Annotated in this window: 13 protein-coding genes; 8 read left to right on the plus strand and 5 right to left on the minus strand. The window is 56.0% G+C overall.

Annotation, left to right across the window (positions count from 1 at the left end):
• Window positions 1-19: 19 nt before the first annotated feature.
• The 3 genes from Pla100_RS18210 to Pla100_RS18220 all read right to left on the minus strand — a co-directional run bounded on the left by Pla100_RS18210 (window position 20) and on the right by Pla100_RS18220 (window position 5601).
• Window positions 20-1555, minus strand: a complete 1536-nt coding sequence (locus Pla100_RS18210) for an efflux RND transporter periplasmic adaptor subunit (RefSeq protein ID WP_146579131.1) — start codon at window positions 1553-1555, stop codon at window positions 20-22.
• Window positions 1556-2172: 617 nt separating this feature from the next.
• Entirely contained in the window at window positions 2173-3252 is a 1080-nt protein-coding gene (locus Pla100_RS18215; RefSeq protein WP_146579132.1) for a fatty acid desaturase family protein, read from the minus strand.
• A 786-nt stretch (window positions 3253-4038) separates the two neighbouring features.
• Window positions 4039-5601, minus strand: a complete 1563-nt coding sequence (locus tag Pla100_RS18220) for a BBP7 family outer membrane beta-barrel protein (protein WP_231603188.1) — start codon at window positions 5599-5601, stop codon at window positions 4039-4041.
• Window positions 5602-6040: 439 nt separating this feature from the next.
• Between Pla100_RS18220 and Pla100_RS18225 the strand changes: the two genes are divergently transcribed.
• The 3 genes from Pla100_RS18225 to Pla100_RS18235 all read left to right on the plus strand — a co-directional run bounded on the left by Pla100_RS18225 (window position 6041) and on the right by Pla100_RS18235 (window position 12536).
• Window positions 6041-8032 (plus strand): preprotein translocase subunit SecA, encoded by a 1992-nt coding sequence (locus tag Pla100_RS18225; RefSeq protein WP_390620626.1) that lies wholly within the window; start codon window positions 6041-6043, stop codon window positions 8030-8032.
• A 626-nt stretch (window positions 8033-8658) separates the two neighbouring features.
• Window positions 8659-9567: a hydroxypyruvate isomerase family protein gene (locus Pla100_RS18230; protein WP_146579134.1), complete on the plus strand. Its 909-nt coding sequence runs from the start codon at window positions 8659-8661 to the stop codon at window positions 9565-9567.
• Entirely contained in the window at window positions 9567-12536 is a 2970-nt protein-coding gene (locus Pla100_RS18235; RefSeq protein ID WP_146579135.1) for a hsp70 family protein, read from the plus strand. Before Pla100_RS18230 ends, Pla100_RS18235 begins: the two co-directional genes overlap by 1 nt.
• A gap of 300 nt (window positions 12537-12836) precedes the next feature.
• On the opposite strand, the gene Pla100_RS18240 is transcribed toward Pla100_RS18235, so the two are convergent.
• Window positions 12837-13775, minus strand: a complete 939-nt coding sequence (locus Pla100_RS18240) for a DUF4261 domain-containing protein (RefSeq protein ID WP_146579136.1) — start codon at window positions 13773-13775, stop codon at window positions 12837-12839.
• A 45-nt stretch (window positions 13776-13820) separates the two neighbouring features.
• On the opposite strand from Pla100_RS18240, the gene Pla100_RS18245 reads away from it, so the two are divergent.
• Window positions 13821-14837 carry a YdcF family protein gene (locus Pla100_RS18245; RefSeq protein ID WP_146579137.1) on the plus strand — a complete coding sequence of 339 codons (1017 nt, stop codon included), beginning with the start codon at window positions 13821-13823 and terminating at the stop codon, window positions 14835-14837.
• On the opposite strand, the gene Pla100_RS18250 is transcribed toward Pla100_RS18245, so the two are convergent.
• A complete protein-coding gene (locus tag Pla100_RS18250) occupies window positions 14803-15606 on the minus strand; it encodes a hypothetical protein (protein ID WP_146579138.1) in 804 nt (267 codons plus the stop codon). The two genes, Pla100_RS18245 and Pla100_RS18250, sit on opposite strands and share 35 nt — an antisense overlap.
• A gap of 166 nt (window positions 15607-15772) precedes the next feature.
• On the opposite strand from Pla100_RS18250, the gene Pla100_RS18255 reads away from it, so the two are divergent.
• The 4 genes from Pla100_RS18255 (at window position 15773) to Pla100_RS18270 (ending at window position 21335) form a co-directional block, all read left to right on the plus strand.
• Complete coding sequence (locus Pla100_RS18255) at window positions 15773-16360, plus strand: hypothetical protein (RefSeq protein ID WP_197168052.1); 588 nt, start codon at window positions 15773-15775, stop codon at window positions 16358-16360.
• A 143-nt stretch (window positions 16361-16503) separates the two neighbouring features.
• Window positions 16504-17400, plus strand: coding sequence for an AAA family ATPase (locus tag Pla100_RS18260; RefSeq protein WP_146579285.1), 897 nt, complete (start codon window positions 16504-16506; stop codon window positions 17398-17400).
• Window positions 17401-17409: 9 nt separating this feature from the next.
• Window positions 17410-18801: a DUF58 domain-containing protein gene (locus tag Pla100_RS18265; protein ID WP_231603190.1), complete on the plus strand. Its 1392-nt coding sequence runs from the start codon at window positions 17410-17412 to the stop codon at window positions 18799-18801.
• Entirely contained in the window at window positions 18798-21335 is a 2538-nt protein-coding gene (locus Pla100_RS18270) for a transglutaminase TgpA family protein (RefSeq protein ID WP_146579139.1), read from the plus strand. Before Pla100_RS18265 ends, Pla100_RS18270 begins: the two co-directional genes overlap by 4 nt.
• The last annotated feature ends 7 nt before the right edge of the window (window positions 21336-21342 follow it).

Genomic DNA, 21342 nt, shown 5'->3' on the forward strand with positions numbered 1-21342 from the left:
GCCAGCGGCGAGTGTTTCGCTATTCGCCTTCGCCCTGGAGCAACAACTCCGACTTCAGCAAGAACGCTCCGTGGGTCACCACCAATTGTCCCATAGAAAGGCCCTCTGTTACTTCGACCCAATCCTCGGAGGCTTGCCCCGTGGAAACTCCCACGCGTTTGAAAGCACCGTCGTTCATGTCAACGAAGACGAACTTCTCGTTTTCGTGTTGAAGAACCGACTCCGGTTTGATCGACAACGCTTGTCGGGCCTCGCCGATCGGGACGGTGACGCGAACGAACATGCCGGGACGAAGCAATCCTTCGCTGTTCTCGATCCTCGCAATTAACGGAACCGAGTTGGTGTCCGCTTGAACTTCGCGACCGAAGTAACGCACCTTTGCGGTGAACACGCGGTCGTCCAGGGCCGGCACCAGGACAGAAACCTCAGTTTCCGGCTGCAAAGCTACCGCCGACCAATCGCTCTCGCGGATACTGGCTTCAACCGAAAGCGAATCTGTATTGGCGAGTACCACCAAGGAGTCGCCTCGCATCACGCGTTCGTTGTTGGCAAACCCCTGCGATTCGACACTGCCGCTAAACGGTGCTCGGACTTCCAGTCGTGATAAGGCGTCTTCATTGCTTAGATTGACCGTGTCTTTGTTCTCTTTGTATCCCAACAGCGTTTCAAGGGATTGCCAAGCAAGGTTCAATTGCCGATTGGCTTCGGAGACATTCGCTTCGGCTTTCATTTTGGACTGCTCGATTGCAAACGAAGCTTGGTCGCGTGCGGTGCGGAAAGAAGTCTCGGCAAGCTGCCGTTCTCCTTCGCGTTCACGAACCGTCCGTCCTGAAACTGCACCTGCGGCAACCAGTGGGCGAATGTTGGCGATCAATTCGTCAGCTAACCGCATTTTCGAATACGCTGAAAGGATCTCTTGACGGTAGGCACCGAGTGCCCGATTCGAGAACGCGGAATCGATCTCGTCAACCGATTTTCCTAGGTCGAGCATGGCCGAAACCGCTTGAAGGTTTTTGGCAAGCGTCAGTTCACGTTGCAGGATCTGCTGAGCAATATCACGTTCCTTTTGACGCTTCAGGATTTCAGCCCGAGCTTGCCCGATCTCAGGACTGCGAAGCACTGCGATCAGATCGCCGGTTTCGACATGTTCACCGGGCGTCACAATCAACTCCGCCAAGATACCGTCCATGGGTGCTTTGACATCGACGTGCTTGGTTTGGTCATAGCGCAATCGTCCTGGCACGGTGTGGACGTGCTGAACGTTCTGAGCTTGTGCGGCAACGCTTTGAAACTTCGCTGCATTGAGCTTCCCCTCGGGTAGCACGAGAGTGTCGCTTGGCGCAGTTGCCTCGGCGACTTCAAAAAGCTCTTCGGCGCTACTGCCGCCCGAATTGATATGGTGCATGACCATCCAACCGCCTCCCATCACGGCGAGCACCAACAGCGTTGGCAGACCCTTCAACAACGATGACGCGACGCCTGTCTTGTCCTCGCGACCCTCGACATGAGTCGCACTGGACGGAGATGAAGTTGTTGGCTTTTGATGGTCAGTCATCGTGTTTGGCAATTCAAAATTGGTGAATAATCGATTGGTGTCCTCTCTTTAAGCACGAACTATACCAAAGTTAAAAAACGCCCATATTCGCCGTGTTTTACGGCACTTCTAAGTTTTGAAGCTAATCTACTCTCGCTTGTACGAAAAGACATTCACCAGGTCCGTGGACAGATTCTGTCCATGCTAAAAGTCCGTGTGCTCTACGCCTAGCTCGAGCCAATCGCGGAGCACAAAAAGAACCTAACCGGAAGATCTGCTCCGGTCATTCCTCAATGACCACAAGGGTTCGCTCCGACCACGAAAGCTGCTGGGTTTGAAGCATCTGTTTCTTGGAACGGAACGATTCAACTTCTTAGTCGCCATCACGGATCGCGGCGAGATCAAGCGAATCCGATGCGATCCCGCCGAACTCGTCAATGCGGATCAAGTCGCATCGAGAATCGAGGATTTGATTCGCCGAAGGGACCGTGCCGCCGGTGCGGCAGGCTTTACGAGAGAACTACTCGCAGACAAAGAGACGAGTCAGCGGATAGTGGACGACCGCATTTGGGCATTCACCGATGACGAGCGGTCGTTAACGCGAATTGGCTCTCGGCATGGTTCGGCGTCGAAACGGGCTATTCCATCCCCATTCGGCGCAGCCAGCGAAAGTGTGACCTCACGGCGGCGCTCAAGGATTCGTGCTGCTCGTAATTGACACCGAATTCGCGGCACGTCGTCTCGACCAGCGGTGCGAGGCGACGGTAATGGATGTGACAGATTCGCGGAAACAAATGGTGCTCGATCTGAAAATTCAACCCGCCGATAAACCAGGAGAGGACGCGGTTTTCGCGAGCAAAATCTACGGTTGTCTCAACCTGGTGCACGGCCCAGCCGGAGTCCATTCGACCAGTCTGCTCGTGCGGCATTGGAAAGGCTGCATTTTCCACGCAGTGCGCCAACTGAAACACAATGCTGAGTACCACGCCCTGCACGAACGACGCCACGAAATACAAAGACAGCACGGCCCACGCCGGATGCAGCCATAAGGGGACCAGGAAGGCAAGCGAGAAGAAGATGATCTTGCCGCCGAATAAAACGACAATCTCCCATCCTTTCGGCCGAGGAATCCGATGTCCGCCTATTCGGCCGGTAATCAGGTCCCGGAAGTCGTCATAGAAATGCCATTTCACCGGTAGAAAGCCGTAGAGCACCCACAGGTAGTAGTGTTGCAGTCGGTGAAAGGGCAGGCGTCGCTGGTGCGGCGACAACCGACCAAGAATGCCGATGTCAATGTCATCGTCATGTCCTGTGATGTTGGCAAAGCTGTGATGAATCACATTGTGTTTGCGGGCCCAGCCATGCGAACTGCCTCCCAGCAGATCCAGGGCCATTGCCATGAACCTGTTGATCCAGCGATGGTTCGAGTATGCCCGATGTCCTCCATCGTGCATAACGTTAAAACCGATGGCGGCCATCGACAGACCGAGGGAAATCGCCAGCGGAAACGCCAACCACCACGTCGTGGCGCAAAATAGAAGCAGCGTGTAAGACACTGCCGTCCAGGCGAACAAGATGGCCGTCTTCACATACATCTGCGGACAGTCGCGTTGCCGCAGCCCGGAGAGTTCGAAATACTGGCTGACCCGCCGTCGAATCTCGCGATGAAACTCATCACTTGCGGCAAACTTCAACTCGCCGGGTTCAACCGTCTGCATGACTTCACCTTTAGGACATTCGCGAACGCGCACTGCACTCACCTGCGCAGGAGTTTCGCGGCTCGCTGCGTTCCGCTCAAGGGGTAGCAAGCCATTGAGTTTTTCACCAATCCCTCGCTGACGCTTCGGGTTCCGATTCTCATGCTCGATGCAAATATCGAAGTTATTTCCGAACAGTTCCTTGGAGAGGAGACCAGCCGGATGTTCTTTCTATGAAATCTCGATAGCAAACCTGGATCGGTCACTCAAACCGCGGTGGTTTCAATGACCCCCGGTGTACTTGTTTTGTGTCCCTAATCGATGCTGGATAGCGGCGAGTGAGTTTCCCTGACACGCCTCGACTCGATCCCTTCGAACTGTTTTCAGTTGGACCAAATGCAAGCTCGGAGACCCAAACGGGGCGTCATCATCTTGCTGGGGCAAGTCCGCTTGGTGAGGTAAGTCCGCCACATGGTCAGGAGTATCGGATCCCTGCAGTCTGGCACTCGCTCTTTCCTCTAAATCAGCGCGAGACCCGCGAATCAATCGATCATTGATTCTTTTGCGACCGAATCGCCGGATTGAGCCCGCAATTCGCCGTGGTTTGGCACCGCGGTTCTGAAATTGAAAAAGCGTGGTGACTCTTTCGAATCACCACGCTATTGTTGGTTTGGTCTGACCGTTTCGAAGCATCGATTGCGGGCGACCGTCGTTCTGTTGAGCCGAGGGAAATCGGACTCGGGAACCCGGACTTATGGAGCCGGATTTCACCCGGCAAAACCTTCCGCCTGGAGTGTTTCGGCTCGCTTAGAACTCGATGACCGCACCCAAGTCCAACCCGTGGACGAAGAACGAATCGGTTTTCAGACCTGTGTCGAACGGGCGAACCACGTTGTCGTAGTTGCCACCACCGTCGGGAACCAAGGCTCCGAAGTTGACGTTACGGTTGATGTTGTCGCCGACCATCAGGACGTCGTTCCACATGATAAAGGAATAACCAACCGAGAAGCTGACGTGTGGCCGCATTTGATAAGCCATCTTCAGGTTCACTTCAGGAGCGAAGGTGAATTCGTTGTTGGTTTCGTCATTCACACCCACGGTGAGGATACCACCGGGAGTCGGCGCGGTTACCGGTGCGGTAACACCAGCAGCGTCGAACGTGCGGCTTCCGCGGTTGATCAACGTTTGCTCCATGTCTCCCAAGTGGACCTTGGTCAATGCGGACAGCTTCCAGGCTCCGTGTCCGACTTCGGTCAAGAAGCCGATCTGGCCGCCGTAGAATCGGTTCTCTGCTTCCAGGTCGTCGACAAAGCTGAATTGGTTGTCGATGGCAGGGTCAAGTGTTGCATCGAGACTTTCGAATGCGGTGACGGTTTGGGTGAATCGCTCGTCGATCCCGAAGTGTGAGAAACCGCCGATAAAGTCGCTGCGGTAGCCCTTGCCTTCGAGAAGCCGGAGTTTGCCATATCCCTCCGCACCATAGACGTCCAAAGTCAGACGTGAGTTGACGCTGCCAATGAAATCGGTCACGAGTGGGTTGCCATTATTGAACGCAACCCGCACGGAGTTTTCCGCTGCGACAGCGGGATCGGTATCAAAGAAAGGCACGCCGATCGATCCGGTCGTCCCGTCACCTTGATTGGCGTACGTGTCCTCACCTTCACCGAGAAACCAGAATCGGCCACCGATCCCGAAATCCTCGCTTAACATAAATCCACCATCAAGACGGAAACCGGCTTGCAGGTCGCCACCGAAGGCATCGTTACCGCCAAAGGCGACCACGGAATTGGGGACAATTGCGGGGTCCAGGGTAGGATCATTGCCAGCGGTCGCGTTGGTGGTGACCAATGGCGGCGTCGACCGCACTTCGGGGAACCACAACAGGGCTTCCGCAGTCATCCATGCTTGAGCACTGCTCAATACGGTTCGCTGCGTCGGGCGTCGCACCATTCGCGAGGCACGGCTTTGAGTTTGGTAGCCGGTCCCGTGCGATGCGGTTCGGGCGGGAACGCCGCTGCCGACGCCGGGCGAGTGGTAAGATGCCTCATCACCAACGTAGGCGACCGGTTCCACTTCTTGATCGAAGTATTCCGTCTCGTAGGCTTGGTCTTGCACGCCCATCGCGGCCTGGTTCAAATCGGCGACATAGGAGTCGTCGTAGACGGCGGGAAGCGATTCGACGCTGCGGGCCGAACCGATCTTGTCGGTGGACGCCTTGTCGTCGTACAGGCTCTCGGCGTAGTTGCTACTACCGGCGAAGTACGCGTCTTCGTCGTACGCGCCTCCTGAGCCGTTGTCAGCCGCCGAAGCGGAGGTCGTGGTCGCTGACAGCATCGCCGCCAGGGTCAGCATCTTCCATTTAGTTTTCATTTGGTTCTTCATTGGGTTTCTCGTGTAGTCCGGGAACACGGGATTGATCTGAATAATGGAATCGACCATTTCATTCGGACTATTCAGCACGAAAGGCAACGTAGGAACAAATAACGCAGATTGCCCGATTTGAATCCAATCGCCGGAACATCTTCGCTACCCTGCCATCAATCCGGCTAAAATGCAGTTTCACGCGTTTTCCAGCTCGCCCTTTTGTTGGTGCAGCACGTAAAACATTCCGAGAAAGCCGTTCATTTTCTTCCTTCGACGAAACGGTCGCCTCATCCCGACCGTCCCAACGATGTCCGACTCGACCGTGACGAACCCCAACGAAAAACCTCCAGCTAGCGATTCCGATCCGAGCGCTGCGTCCAATGCGGAATCAAGCGGTGGCATGATCGATCCGAACGAAGCCGTCTCGCCGGTCGCCGAGATCGCGATGGCCCCGGACGTCGCCAACGTGCGCCGCTCGTCCGACCCCAGCGCGGGTAAATCTCAATTGACGTTGAGTAACCTGCGGCCGCGGATGGTGCGCTGGCGGCGACAGCTCGCTCGTGTCAATGATTTTGAACCGATCCTGCAAAAGGAAGACGACGCCACGATCCGCAAACGCAGCTTGGCGCTTCGCTACCGGGCGATGGCGGGCGAGAAACTCAGCACACTGTTGCCGGAAGGCTATGCACTATGCCGCGAAGCTGGTCGGCGTGCACTCTCGATGCGCCATTACGACGTTCAAATCGTCGGGGGCATTGCTCTGTTCGAAGGCCACATCGCCGAAATGCAAACCGGCGAGGGCAAAACGTTGACGGCGACCCTGCCGCTGTATTTGCATTCGCTCACCGGCAAAGGAGCACACTTGGCCACGGTCAACGATTACCTCGCCAAACGCGACGCCGAATGGATGATGCCTTTGTTTGAAATGCTCGGCGTCAGCGTCGGGATCATCCAAACCCCAGACGACCAAGGTGCCCGGCGCAAGAGCTATTCTGCCGCGATCACCTACGGGACGGCGAAGGAGTTCGGTTTCGACTTCTTGCGTGACCGATTGCTGTTACGCGCTCAAAATCGGATGCAAACCGAAATGCTCGGCGGCGGCGACGGCGGGTTTTCCGATTCAGGCGATCAGGTCGTGATGCGCGGGATGCATTTTTGCTTAGTCGATGAAGCGGACAGCATCCTGATCGACGAAGCACGAACGCCGTTGATCATCGGCAGTATCGAAGACAACGTACGCGATCAGATCATCGAAACCTATTCGTGGGCCGCCGACCACGCGACCGACTTCGAACTCGATGAACATTTTGAGATCGATGACGAAACGAAACGTTATGAGTTGACTGCGAAGGGACGTTCGAAAGTCCGCGCCCTACCCAAAAGCGATCTAGTCCGCACGATGGGATTGGTGGACTTATACGAATACATCGAACGTTCGATCAAAGTCCATCGGGAGTTCTTGCTCAATCGTCAATACGTGATTCGACCAAGCGAGAAGGATCCGAAGATTGATGAGATCGTGATCGTCGACGAGTTCACCGGTCGTTTGGCCGAGGGACGTAAATGGCGAGACGGGATTCACCAAGCGATCGAAGCGAAAGAAAAGATCGAGATCAGCGTTCCCACCGGCCAAGCGGCGCGGATCACGGTTCAAGACTTGTTCTTGCGTTATCCGCACCTCGCCGGGATGACGGGAACGGCGGCGACGAGTGCTCGCGAACTTGCGCGGATCTATCGCACGCCCGTCGTTCGCGTGCCCACCAACCGACCTCCGCAACGCAAGCAATTGACCTCACGCGTTTTCGGAACCCTGCAATCCAAGTTCGAAGCGATCGCCAAAGAGGTCGCCGAAGTTCACGCGACGGGGCGGCCCGTTTTGATCGGAACTCGCTCGATCGACAAGAGCGTGTTGTTGTCCAAACTGCTCGATGATCTGAACATCGAACACGAAGTCCTCAACGCGAACAACGTCGAACGCGAAGCCGAAATCGTCGCCGCCGCTGGAGGCATCGGCAAAGTCACCGTGGCGACCAACATGGCCGGCCGTGGAACGGACATCAAGCTCGCCGACGAAGTCGAATCGTTGGGCGGCATGCACGTCATCTGCACCGAACTTCACGACGCCGCTCGCATCGACCGCCAGTTAATCGGCCGTTGTGGTCGCCAAGGGGACCGCGGTTCCTACCGTCAGTACTTGTCGCTCGATGACGACATTCTCAAAGGCGGTTTCGGTCAGGTTAAATACGACAAGCTGAAAAGTCGCGGTGAAGCCACCAGCGGTAGTGCGGACCAATTGGCCAACATGTTCCATCGCGCTCAACGAAAAGTCGAACGCCGCCACTTCCGCGACCGGATGGTACTAATGCACCACGAGAAAGAACGCAAAAAAATGCAGCGTGAGATCGGACAGGATCCCTACCTCGACACGCCCGACTGATGGGTTTCATCGGCGAACAAACCGTTTACAATTGAAGCTTCCGTCCCCGATCAAGCCCAGCCAATTCTTAAACTTAAACTTAAACTTAAACTTAAACTTAAACTTAAACTTAAACCTAAACCTAAACCTACCCCGGAATCTTTCGCGGCACTCAGAAGTCCTCAATTCGACCCCGAAGCGAACCGGCACGTTCATTCAATGAGCCGTACCGCGATAGCGGCTTGTTGATTTAATCGTAACCCGCTGCGTGAGCGAGGGATAATTTGATTTAATCGTAACCCGATGCGTCAGCGAGGGATAATTGATATTGACTCATCCCTCGCTTACGCAGCGGGTTACGATTAAATCAACACGCCGCTAGCTCCGTCGGCTCACTCAAACAACAGCCGTTAGCGGCGGTTCGCCAACCGGGGCTAACGCCCTTCGGCTAATTGTCGTGTTTCCGAATTTGAATGATTCAACTAGCCCGCAAGCGAATGTTGCTGCGGTACTTCAACGAGTGGCATCCCGAAGCGGTCCGGTGTGGGGGCTTCGGGCGGGTGGTTCGAGTTTAAGTTTAAGTTTAAGTTTTGTTGGACGGCCTTGTTCGCAATACAAACCCTTGCTCTGATACGAAACAATCAATCATGCCCGCTGAATCCGACCCCATTTCCCGTCGCAATATGTTATCGAAGTCACTCGCTACGGCCGCCGGGACCGCTGCGATCGTTTCGAGTTCATCTGCGAAAGCCGACGAAGCTATGCCAAACACCGAAGTCCAACCTTCCACCACGGATGCGAAAAAGGGTCGACTGAATCAATCCGTCTGTAAATGGTGCTACAACAAGATTCCGTTGGCTCAGTTCGCCGCTGACGTGGCCGCGATGGGGCTGGTCGGCATCGACCTGCTTGATCCGCCGGACTTCCCGACGCTCAAAGAACACGGGCTGGTTTGCACGATGGTGCAGTCGCACTCGCTGACCAACGGTTTGTGCGATACCCAATTTCACAACGAAGCGTTGGAAAAGCTCAACGTTGCCATCGAAGCGACCGCCGCCGAAGGTTGGAAGAACGTGATCTGCTTCAGCGGCAACACGCGGGGCATTGATCGTAAAACGGGCATGAAGAACTGCGTCGACGCGCTCAAGAAGATCGTCCCGGTGGCCGAGAAAGCGGGCGTGACGTTGCAAATGGAATTGCTCAACAGCAAAGTCAACCACGCCGACTACATGTGCGACAATAGCGAGTGGGGCGTCGAGCTGGTCAAGCAAGTCGCCAGCGACAATTTCAAACTTCTCTACGACATCTATCACATGCAGATCATGGAAGGCGACATTATCCGCACGATCGAAAAGAACCACGCCTACTACGGTCACTACCACACTGCCGGTAACCCCGGACGCCACGAACTCGACGACAACCAAGAGTTGCTCTATCCACCGATCGCCCGCGCGATCGCCGATACCGGGTTCACCGGTTATTTCGCTCACGAGTTCATCCCGGTCCGTGATCCGATGGCCGGTTTGCAAGACGCGATCCGCCAGTGCGTCGTGTAATGACACCTCAAAGCGAGGAGAAGTACTGCATCGGGATCGACCTAGGAACGACCAATTGCGTGCTCGCGTTCATTCGTCCCGCCGTTACCGAACAGGGTCATGGCGAACAGGGTCATGGCGAACAGGGTGAAGGTGGGCCGAGCGGACAGCGAGAGGTCGAAGTTTTTGCCGTTCCACAGTGGGTGGATCTGGGAACGATCCAAGCTCGCACCACTTTGCCGTCATTTCACTACACATTCACCGACGCCGAACGCACCGCGTTACCGTCGGGCGGCGTGCCGTCGTTTTTAAAAAAATCCCCTAACGTGTGCGTCGGCGAGTTCGCCCGAATTGCCGGAACGAATCATCCGGGACGCTTGATCGCATCGGCCAAAAGCTGGCTCTCGCACGAAGGCGTTGATCGAACGGCCGACTTGCTGCCTTGGCATGGCGACGAGGACGTGCCCCGGCAATCACCCAAGTCGGCGTCGGCCAGTTATCTCGACCATTTGCGACGAGCGTGGGATGCCGCCCATCCAGAACATCCGATGGCCGAGCAGGACGTCGTGATCACGCTGCCGGCCTCATTCGACGAAGTCGCTCGCGAGCTCACCGTCGCTGCGGCGGCCGAAGCCGGGTTACCAAAGATCCAATTAATCGAAGAGCCCCAGGCCGCTTTCTATGCGTGGTTGGATCGCAATCAATCGGATTGGACGCATCGTGTTCGAGTCGGACAGTCGATCTTGGTCTGCGACATCGGCGGTGGCACGACGGACTTGACGCTGATCCGCGTTCGAAAGGCGACGACCGCAGCGGCTGTCGGCACGAACGTCCTCGACGCACGCAACGCAGGGCAACCAGATTCTGCACCGGAGGCTAGCAGCGAAAGTCAGACGTTGCAGTTTCACCGCGTCGCCGTCGGCAAGCACTTGATCTTGGGCGGTGATAACTTGGACCTCGCCGTAGCAAAGCTCGCCGAATCCAAGCTCGCCGCCCCGTTGGCGGCCCGCCAGTGGCAACGACTGGTCGCAGTCGCCCGCGATGCCAAAGAAACGATGCTCTCTCCGGGACGCCCGACCGCGACGACGTTGAACGTTGCCGGTGAAGGAGCCTCGTTGATCGGCGGATCGGTCTCGGTTTCCTTGACCGCCGATGATATCGACGAAGCGTTGCTGGAGGGGTTCTTTCCCCCGGTCAGCTTGGACTCGCTCGTCGATCAAGAGCAAAGCGGTTTTCAAGAACTCGGCTTGCCGTACGCCACCGACCCGGCGATCACCAAGCACCTGGCTCAGTTTCTGCGTGACCACCGCGAAACCGGGCGGGACGATCCGGAAGTCGATTCCGATCGCGTCGATCTCGTACTCTTCAATGGCGGCGTTTTGCGATCAAACGCCATCCAAGACCGAGTGATCGGTTGTTTGGCGAGTTGGTTTGCCGGCGATGTGTCCGATTGGAAACCGCAGGTCCTTGCGGCGCCTCGCTTGGACTTGTCGGTCGCCCAAGGTGCCGCCTATTACGCTCTGGTGCGGCGCGGCGAAGGTGTTCGCATCGCCGCCAATTTGGCCCGCACGTACTTCATGCAAATCAGCCAATCGCCACCGAGGGCGGTGTGCGTGATCCCGGCCGATGCCCAAGGCGGGCAACGCTATCGCATCGATTCACGGCCTATGAACTTGCGTGTCGGAACGCCGGTGCGGTTTCCACTTTGGGTCAGCAGCACGCGTTTGGTCGATCGACCGGGTGACGTCGTCGAGATCGACGAATCAGAGATGACGGCACTGCCTCCCATCCAAACCGCTCTCCGCGATCAAAAACGTCGCAAAGAAGCATCGATGGAGATTGTCATCGAGTCGGAACTTTCTGAAATAGGAACGATCGGATTGTTTTGCGTGGCGGTCGATCGAAGCCGAGGCGATGATGGTTTGCGCGTTACCGAAGAGGTGAAACCGAAGCGTTGGAAACTGGATTTTGATATTCGAGCGACATTGGAAACCGACCGTGTATCCCACGAAGGATCCGGGGAGGCGTCGGGTATCCTCGATGAAGCAACCATCGACGCTTGTATCGCCGATATCCACGCCGTGTTTATCAACCAAACCGAAAAACCGTCGAAGCTGGTGAAACGTTTGCAAGCGACGTTGGAAACCAAACGCGAGCATTGGCCACCCGTTTTGTTGCGAAAGATCTGGGAAGGTTTGATCGCGGTCGAACCCGCCCGGCGGTTGTCCGCGTCGCACGAAGCCCGCTGGCTGAATCTGCTTGGTTACTCACTGCGGCCAGGGTACGGCGTCGCCGTCGACGATTGGCGAACGAGCCAAACGTGGCGATTACTGCAAGGTAAGATCGCCCACGATGACGCACAAACTCGCGCCGAAACGATGATCCTGTGGCGTCGCATCTGTGGCGGGCTGACCGCCGGACAACAGTCCCAATTGTCCGCCAACCTGCGCAAGAACGCTTTGACCGGCGCGCGAGCCGAATCCGGGGAAACATTGGAAGCTTGGCGACTGGCGGGATCGCTGGAGCGTTTGCCGCAACATGAAAAACAAGACCTCGCTCATTTGGCCATCGAACAGTTGCAGCGCAAGAAAGCCTTGCCGATTTATCCGGCGCTCTTTTGGGCGGTTGGACGTATTGCCAGTCGCCAACCCGGCTACGGCCCGATCAACCTTGCCGTTTCGGATCGGGAGGCCGCCTCGATTGTTTGTCGCTTGTTGGCGTTGCCGATCATGCAAAACGTCGGTGACCAACGCTGGACCGACGCGATGAGGTCGTCGGCTTCGCTCGCCTTGACGCAAATCGCACGTCGTTGCCACGATCGGTTCCGCGACCTCGACGATGAGATTCGCGAAGAAGTTTTGCGGCAATTATCTTTGCTGGACGCTCCGGCGCACTGGCACCAACTCGTCCGCGAAGGCGGTCAGTTTGATCACGAAGAACAGGCCGCAATCTTCGGTGACTCATTGCCTTTGGGGATTGAGCTTTCTTAAAAGCCAATACAGAAAAGTACCGGGCGGCATCCGGCTGGCGGCTTGTTGATTTACTTAACCGTACCGTGTTAGCGGCGGTTTCCACGTCCGTTAACCGGGGTTAACGGGCTGTTGATTTAGTTTGCATCGAAACCCGAAGCGTCAGCGAGGGATCCTTCAAAGAGAATTAATGGCGATGAATCCCTCGCTCACGCTTCGGGTTTCGATGAGGACTCAATCAACAGCTCGCAAATTTCGCTAATGTTAAAGTTAAGCAACTTGACGCGGGAGTTTTGCAGCGGCCCATTGGGGAGTTTCTGTTTAGACGACGGCACACTCGGGCGGCACATCGCGGTCGTCTTGGGGAAGGCATCTTAGGACTTGTCGGGGGGGCGATACGATCGCGTCGTCACATAGAAAGACTTTCCAAATAACGTCCCCGGGGCCTTCCATCGAATCGCCGCTTTCGATCGGCTCTTCGCTTTCCTCGAGATAGCAGGTCACCAACCGCAAAAAATGTTCGACCTCGGCGAATTCGTAGGACTCGGCGTGAAAACAAGCCTCCACATCGAGCAGATCCAACTGCGAATTGCCGACTGTATCCATGACGGTCCAATCGTTCTCAAGTTTGAATAAACGAACGTTCGACCACAGGTCTAACGGAGGAAAGTCGCCTTCTTCGGCGAGTTCAAAACTTTCATTCAGGGTTTTGAGATCGCGGAGGACTTCGCCGTTGGGGTTGAAGTAGCAGATCGCCTGGGGCAATTCGGTTAGCGCGGCGGCCACTTCGGTGACCAGTGCCAACTCATCAAAAGCCTCATATCCCTCAGGAATGACGGGCAGATCGTCATCGTCTTCCCCGAGCACATAGGACGAACGCACCCGCACGAAACCGATCGGAGAATCCCCTAAATTGCGGCCTTCTTCCCAAACCCACGATTGTTCGCGGGCGCGGTCCAGGCAGCCGGGGTAGGTGTGCGGGCCGAAGCTACCCAGTCCCCAGCCGGCAAATAGCTCGGGGGCAGTGTCCGGATCGCCCATTGTGTCGGGCCATGGCTGATCAACGATGTCGACGACTACCTTGCCGCCTCCGTCTTCGTCCATGTTCAACAGCACCGCAGGGCCGAGGAACGTCCAGTCCTCGGACGGTTCGATCGGATCGGATGGGAAAAAGTCGCTAAGGCAATCGGCGACCTCTTGGATCGACACGGGCTGTCGCAGTAAAACCATGATGCCTTGGGTGAAGAGTCCCTTAGCCATACTTAAGTCCTTCGAAAAGAAGTTGGAAATCCACCGGGAGTTTAGGTGTTCAGCATTCCGCGAGAAACCGGGGCAAAGTCGACGTCGTCGGATTCGCCGCAGAAAATCGAAAATTCCGATTCCCAATTAGCGCGACGGGATCCGCCGACTCGCCCCGACGCACCCGTTCGACGGGGAAGGCTCCGCCGATGGCGGCTGATCGGATGGTTGGCATTAACGGCACTATTACCAGTTAGCATCTTTCTGGTCACGTATTGGCAGCAGGGATTTGTCGCCGCCGGCCGCGCCGGGACCACGATGGTGATGCCGGTCGGCTGGGTTTGGTTATTTTTGTGGGCGGGGACGACCTATTTCGGATTGCTCGGTCAACGCCGGCAATCGATCGGCTGGGTGTTTTTGTTCCTGATCTGGACTGCTGTGGGCAATGGGCAAGTCGCGGGCACGGTGCTTGGATGGGTCGAGTCGCCGCTGCCGACCGCATCCGATCCTGCTTTCGAGAAGCGAGGTTTGGATGCAAGACTGGACGGGCTGGTCACGCTCGGCGGATCGGCGAACTGGGTCGTGGAAGATTTTCCGGAAGTGAACGGGGATGGCGAGCGGATTTTGTCGGCCGCCCAGATCTATCATGCTGGGATGACTCGAACGATTATCACGACGGGTTCATCGACCGATGGAATCGCCCATCCATGCGAAATCGCGAAAGATTTATTGATTTCTCTGGGCATTCCTGACGAGCGTATCTTTTTGATTCCAGGGGTCAACACGCAAGCCGAGATGGAATCCCTGGCCGCGTTTTTGGAAGCTCCGCCGACAGCATGGCGAGACTTGGTAGAGAGCCCCACCGATCCGAAGATGGGATTGGTGACCAGCGCGTTCCACATGCCAAGGGCGTTGCGATTGGCGCAAGATCATGGTTTAGACCTCGTCGCGATCCCCTGCGCTTTTCGAGTCGAGTACACGGAGCGGCCTTGGAAAGCAGCCGATTGGATCCCCACGTCGGAAAACCAATCCAAGCTCGGGCTGGCGTTCAAGGAGGCGATTGCGTGGACGCTCGGGCGATGATCGGATGCCATCGTAGTACGTACAAGGCGATGAGTTGAGCGACCGTGAAACTGGCCGTCATCCCGATCAAAAGGTTGACTCCAAGATGATTCGACAGCGGCAAACCGAGCAACGCCCAGGTTGAAAAACATCCCGCCGAGAGAGCCAGCAATCCGATCGCCGATTCGCATCCGTGGGCGGCCCAACGCAGATCTTGGCGATGCACGGACGCTCTCAAAAATCCCAGCAAGGCTGCTTCACCGATCAACCAAAACGCGTAAAGAACGGCCAAAAATAAGGTCAACAAATTCATCGAGAACGCACCGCCATGGACCCTGCTGAGGACGCGGAAGGCGACCGCGACCAGCAGAACCTTGCATACATTGGCAATCCACAAATAGACGCGTTCCCGTCGCGGCGTGAAACTGCACAGCACGCCTCCGAGTAGTCCGATCGAAATCACGCCCAGTAAAACTTGGCAACGTAGTTCATGAGATTGAATGTATCGCGATAGGCTTCTTCCCGAATTTTGACTTGGCCGACCCAGCATTTCCGCCGTCATCGAGAATCCGAAGTTCAGCGATGTGTCTTGGTGAAATGAGTAAGCGAGCGCCAGCCAAACGATCGGGAGTATCACGAAATAACCTGTCAAAACGAAACGCCCCGCTTGGGAAATCCGCCGAGCTGACTCCGGAATCATTTCATCGAGTTTCAAGCTGTCGGGCTGCGAAACTTCGTTTGTCGCCGGCGACTCGATCAGGTGACTGGATTGGTAGGGATTGGCGTTCACGGACGAAAATGGCCCCAGGGAAGAAAACCGGTCGGATTTTTGGAATTATCCGCAAGATCGTCACAGTTTGACACGATACAGGTACTACGCAAGCGAACCGTTTGTATTGCCTCAACAGGTTTGGGCCAACGCGATGAACACGACGAAACCACGGAAGGTTGCTCGGATGACCCGGAAATTAAACACGACCCAAACTCGCCTCACATTCACGATGATGGCGATACTCGCGATCACCTCCAGCGGTTGCTACGGCCTTGGCGGCAGCAACATCAGCTTGGGCTTTTTGGAATTCCCGATTCCGGTCAGCCCGGCCCAGCAATTCGAGTTGGAACAAAAGTTCCACAATAAAGAACGCTATGACCGCGTCCCGATTTTGGGCCCGACTACATCAGGTGGTGCTCCCGTGGCGCTCGATCCGCCTAGCGACGACGAAGTCATGGTGGCATTGGAACAGGCACGTCCGGTCAACGGCGGAATTCCGTTGTTCTGGGAGACCCAACGTAACGACGTTCGGATCATTAAAGAAAAAATTGCCGACTACGTGGATCCACCCCGGTTCTACCCTTTGATCGGCCCGGCCCAACTGCATCATGCTCACTACAAATGCACGATCTATTTCGACGAGGTCACGATCATCGGCTACCCCGTTCCGCACACGCTGCACGACCGCGAATCGATCGAAGTGGTCTACATCGACCACAACCACTTCCACATGGTTGGCGACGTCGAACCCTACACGACGCCTAATTTGTAGGCGTCCGATAGGATTTTGAGCCGTCAGACACTAAACTTGGATTTGACAATCTTCTCTAGCTCCTCGATCCAGTCAAATCCATGGTCCAACGGGACGCCGTCCAACGCGACGCCTTTGAAACGTGCAAAATCCTTCGTGACAATATCGGCAAAGTCGTCTTGGGCAAAGACGAACTGATTGATTTGCTGATTGTCGCGACGATGGCTGGGGAGCATGTTCTGCTCGAGGATGTTCCCGGCGTCGGCAAGACTTTGGCGGCCAAAGCTCTCGCCCATAGCCTCGACGGCAAGTTCGCGCGATTGCAGTTCACCCCGGATTTGTTGCCCAGCGATATCACCGGCAGCATGATCTATCGCGCCGCGTCGGGCGAGTTTGAGTTTTCGCCAGGGCCGATTTTTGCGAACGTCGTTTTGGCCGATGAGATCAACCGCGCCCCGCCACGGACCCAGTCCGCGTTGCTCGAGGCGATGAGCGAAGGCCAAGTGACCGTTGACGGGGTGACTCACCCGCTGCCCAAGCCTTTCATCGTCATCGCCACGCAAAACCCGTTCGAGTACGAAGGCACGTATTCGCTGCCGGAGAGTCAACTGGATCGGTTTTTGTTGCGAACCTCGATCGGGTATCCGGTTCGCGAAATTGAGCGGGAAGTGATGACGACCCACCGTCGCGGCGAGCCGGTCGATCAATTGCAAAGTGTTCTTTCGTCCGAGGAGATCCTGGCGGTTCAGCAAACCGTCGGCGACGTTCGTTTTGACAGTTCGTTGACCGATTATCTGCTAGATATCGTCGCGGCGACTCGCCAACACGAGGCGTTTCAAGTCGGTGTCAGTACGCGGGGTGCATTGAGTTTTTATCGGGGTTGTCAGGCGCTTGCGGTCCTGCGAGGCCGCGACTACATCATTCCCGATGATATCAAGCGGCTCGCAGTGCCCGCGTTGGCCCACCGTGTGCTCCCCGAAGGTGTTTTTCAAGGCGGAAGCCGCTCGGTCGTTGAGCAACAATTGGCCGACCTGATCGAGCCGATTCCTGTCCCAGTATAATTGAATCCCATGGATCGACGCAGCACTCGCCATCGACTGACGCGGCTTGGCTTTCAAGTGATGTTGATCGGTTTATTCGGAATGCTCGGTGGGTCACTTAATGGTTTGAACCTTTTGATCGTCGTCGCTGCGATGGTCCTGGCGACGCTGTTCACTCAGTGGCGGATGAGCCGAGCGATGATCGATTCGTTGCGGATTGATCGGCGGATGCCAGCGGAAGCTTTTGCGGGAAAGCCGGTTCGCATTCGTTATCAAGTCAACAACGAGAACCGCTTGATGCCGCTTTGGTTGATCCGGCTTGAAGACGGGTTGCAACGCATCACCACTTCGCAGAACGAGAACGAGACGAACTCTTCGATCGGCATTCGTAGCGGCAACACTGCGAAGAGGCGGGGCCATGTTGAAAACGGCGGTGGCTTTCGCGGAACCATCGAGCGTTTACTGAGTAACCGTTCCGGAACTGCCGAAGATCCAGGATTCCAGCGAACATCGACCAGCGTTGGGCTGTTGATGCCGGGCCAAACCACCAGTGCGTTCTACGACATCACAACGTATCATCGCGGGCGTTACCGCCTTGGCCGTTGGCATGTTTCGACGTTGGCTCCCTTCGCACTTTCAAACGCATACCGCGAGTCGATTCGTGAAGAAGATTTCATGGATGTGTACCCGAAGTTGCTACGCCTTCAGCGGACTTGGCAACGATTGATGCCCAGCCGGATCGGGAATGTTTCCTCGACGGCCCAGCGTCAAGGACCGTCCGACGATGTCTTTTTTGGCCTTCGCGAATACCGCTATGGCGATAGCCCCCGACATATACACTGGCGAACAACGGCGCGTTTGGGCGAACCGGCCGTCAGGCAATTCGAACAACAACGTCAATATGACTTGTGCTTACTCGTGGATGCGTGGTCGTCCTCGACAGACGACGATGCCCGCAAAAAGCCGATCGCGTTGAATGCTAACGGGACGAGCGTTGAGTCCGATGAAATGGCTGAGCGGGCGATCAGTTTGGCGGCGTCGGTCCTCGTTGAACTCTCCCAAGGCAGCCACAGTCGCGTGTTGTTGGTGGTGGCGGGCAAGGAAATCGAGGTGGTCACCAGCGGTGCATCGCAGGCCGGCTTGAGACGCATGCTGCAATCGCTCGCGCGGGTTCAAGTTGCTTCCCACGTTCCACTGAGTGATGCGATCTTGCAAGCGTCCTCAGCAGTGAAACGATTGCCCGACATGGTCGTGATGAGTTCGCGATCGCAGACCCGCGCTGTCGCATCCGATGCCGCCACTTCGTTATCACTGAAACGATGGAAAGCGCGTTCTCAGTTAATTTGGGTGGACGTCACTCACAAAGACTTTTCCCGATGGGCCGTTGATGGACCGTTTCATGGGGCTTTGAGTAATCAATGAATTCCTCCCTATCCCAGAATGCATCATCCCAGGATGCATCGCCGAGTGTATCCAGGCCGCCAACCGGCACGGCTTGGCTGGTTGCAGACACTCCGATTCGATTGCGAACTAAGTTCACATTCGCGTTGATCACCGGATTGGGCGGGATGGTTGTTGGAACAGGTGCGGAGACCGGATCGTTGTCGTTGGTAGTGGTCTTGTTTGCGGTGATCGGTTTCGTGTGCGTGGATTGGCAAAAGTTGTTTTCATTGCCGCCGATCGTGGCGTATGCGGCGATGGCGTTGACGGCGTTCGTTTGTGTGGCTGATTTCGTTCAAGAAGACAATTTGCTTGGACGTAAAATGGTCGCGGTGGCCCAGTTGCTCGCGGTCGCCCAAGCAATATTGATGTTGCAAGAGAAGTCGCAACGATTGTTCGAGCAGTTGCTCGTTTTTGCCTTACTGAATTGTATCGTCGCGGCCGTTTTCAATGACGCGTTCAACTACGCGATTTGGTTTCTGCCTTTATCACTAGCGTCCGGTTTGGCACTCGCATTCCTCGCCGCCGACCAAACGTCTGAGGCGGTCAAACCAGATAGCCGATCTGTAGGCTCGAAGTGCTTTGCGTGGAACAATGCCGCCGCGATGCAGTCGCTCGGATCGGTTTCGTTGAAGCTGCCTTGGATCAGTTTGCTGGTACTGATACCGGCGATCGCCTTGTTTGCTTGTACATTTTTCTTCGCCCTGCCGCGGCGGATTGACCCCCAACGAGGATCGCCCAATGCCGCATTGGTGGGATTCAGCGATCAGGTTCGGTTGGGCGATGTTAGCCGCATGCAAATGACCGATGAGCGTGCGTTACGGGTCCGGCTGAGTTCCGCCGACACTTTACGTCCCTATCCGGTCGTTGATGGAATTTACCTTCGAGGTTTAACCCTCGAAGACTATCATTCCGGAGACGTGATGGATGCAGGCGGTTCCTGGAAAACGATAACGGGTAAGCCCGCCGGTCCCGTTCGGGCGTTGCCTCTGCCGTTCATTCCCGATCGGCCGAGCGATTCGAATTTTTTCGATCAAGTTCACGCCGAAGTCACGGTGGAATCGATTCGAACTCCCGCCCTTTTCGCACTGGTCCCTTATCACGGAATTCCGGGTAGCGAGTCGCTCGTCCATCATCCGATGCAGCGGATTCTGGGACGCCGAAAGATGTCGACATCGGATTCGGGCATCGGCTTTCCGCGTGCCAAGTATGCGTTCGGCACCCATGCGTTCCGCAACGGAATCCAAACCGATTGGATCGCACACCGTTACGCGTTCGAAGCCGAAATCATTACCGGCGGATCTGAAGATGACTCGTCTTCATTTCAAATGACGCAAACTGAAATGAACTACAACGATCAGTTATTGGATTTCCCCGAGCAAAGTCTTCCGAGTGCGCGGCGTTTAGCCGAAGAGGTGATCGCCACCATCCCAGGGAACCAGCGAACTTCCGCAAAGATCGCGAGAAGCCTAGAAGCCCATTTCACCACGGGCGGACGTTATCAATACACACTCGATTTGACCACCCCGCCGATCGTGGGCATCGATCCGATCGAACAGTTTTTAAGTATTCATCGCCGCGGTCATTGCCAGTATTTTGCATCCGCTTTGGCAATGATGCTGCGAAGTCAAAACATTCCGGCACGTTTGGTCGTCGGCTATCACTGCGACGAGTTCAATGAACTTTCTCAAAGTTTTATCGTTCGTCAACGACACGCCCACGCATGGGTCGAAGCGTTAATCGATCGTGACGAGATGCCGCTGGGTGAAAGCATCTACGGCCAACCTGATGCCAATCAGTACTGGTTGCGGCTTGATCCGACACCCGGCGGCGGCCTCACGTCGACCCAACGCACCGGAGCATCCCAAATCGTCGACTTGGCCCAGAATTTTTGGAACGAACACGTCGTCGAAATGAGCGGCGAGCGGCAACGATCGGCGCTCACGTCGACCCCAGGTTTTTCACCAATGACGCAGTCATATCGGAGTTGGATCGAGACCGCACAAGCATTGGCGATTCAGATTAATGCGGGCGAAGTAAGGGGTTTCGGCGGCGGGCGGTTGTTCTCGCTTCCGGCGGCCGTCATCACCGTCGGGTTCTGTGTCTTTCTGTTCATCCTCCTTAAAGTCCCGATTGCCGTTTGGTTCAATAAACGCTGGGTTGATCGGAAAGATCGTCGGGCTCCCAAACCATCGATTGCGTTCTATGCCGAAACACTTGAACTTCTTGAACAAGTCGGCTTGCACCGCGCGACCGGGCAAACACCGCGGGAGATGGCCGAAACGATCTCCCAACCAAAACTCGCCCGACCGGTGGCGAACTTAACGGATTGGTTCTATCGTTTACGGTATGGACAATCCAATTGGGAGCTTGATCCGGATCGATGGGCATCGCGCCGATCAGAGTCAAGACGCTTGGAACCAGGACGCTGGGATGGGATCAACGATAGTGAAGCGTTGGATGAAATCGAAGTGTCGCTACAGTTACTCCGGGAACAAGTTCAACGGAATCCGTAATGTCTAC

Source organism: Neorhodopirellula pilleata (assembly GCF_007859915.1).
Lineage (GTDB): Bacteria > Planctomycetota > Planctomycetia > Pirellulales > Pirellulaceae > Rhodopirellula > Rhodopirellula pilleata.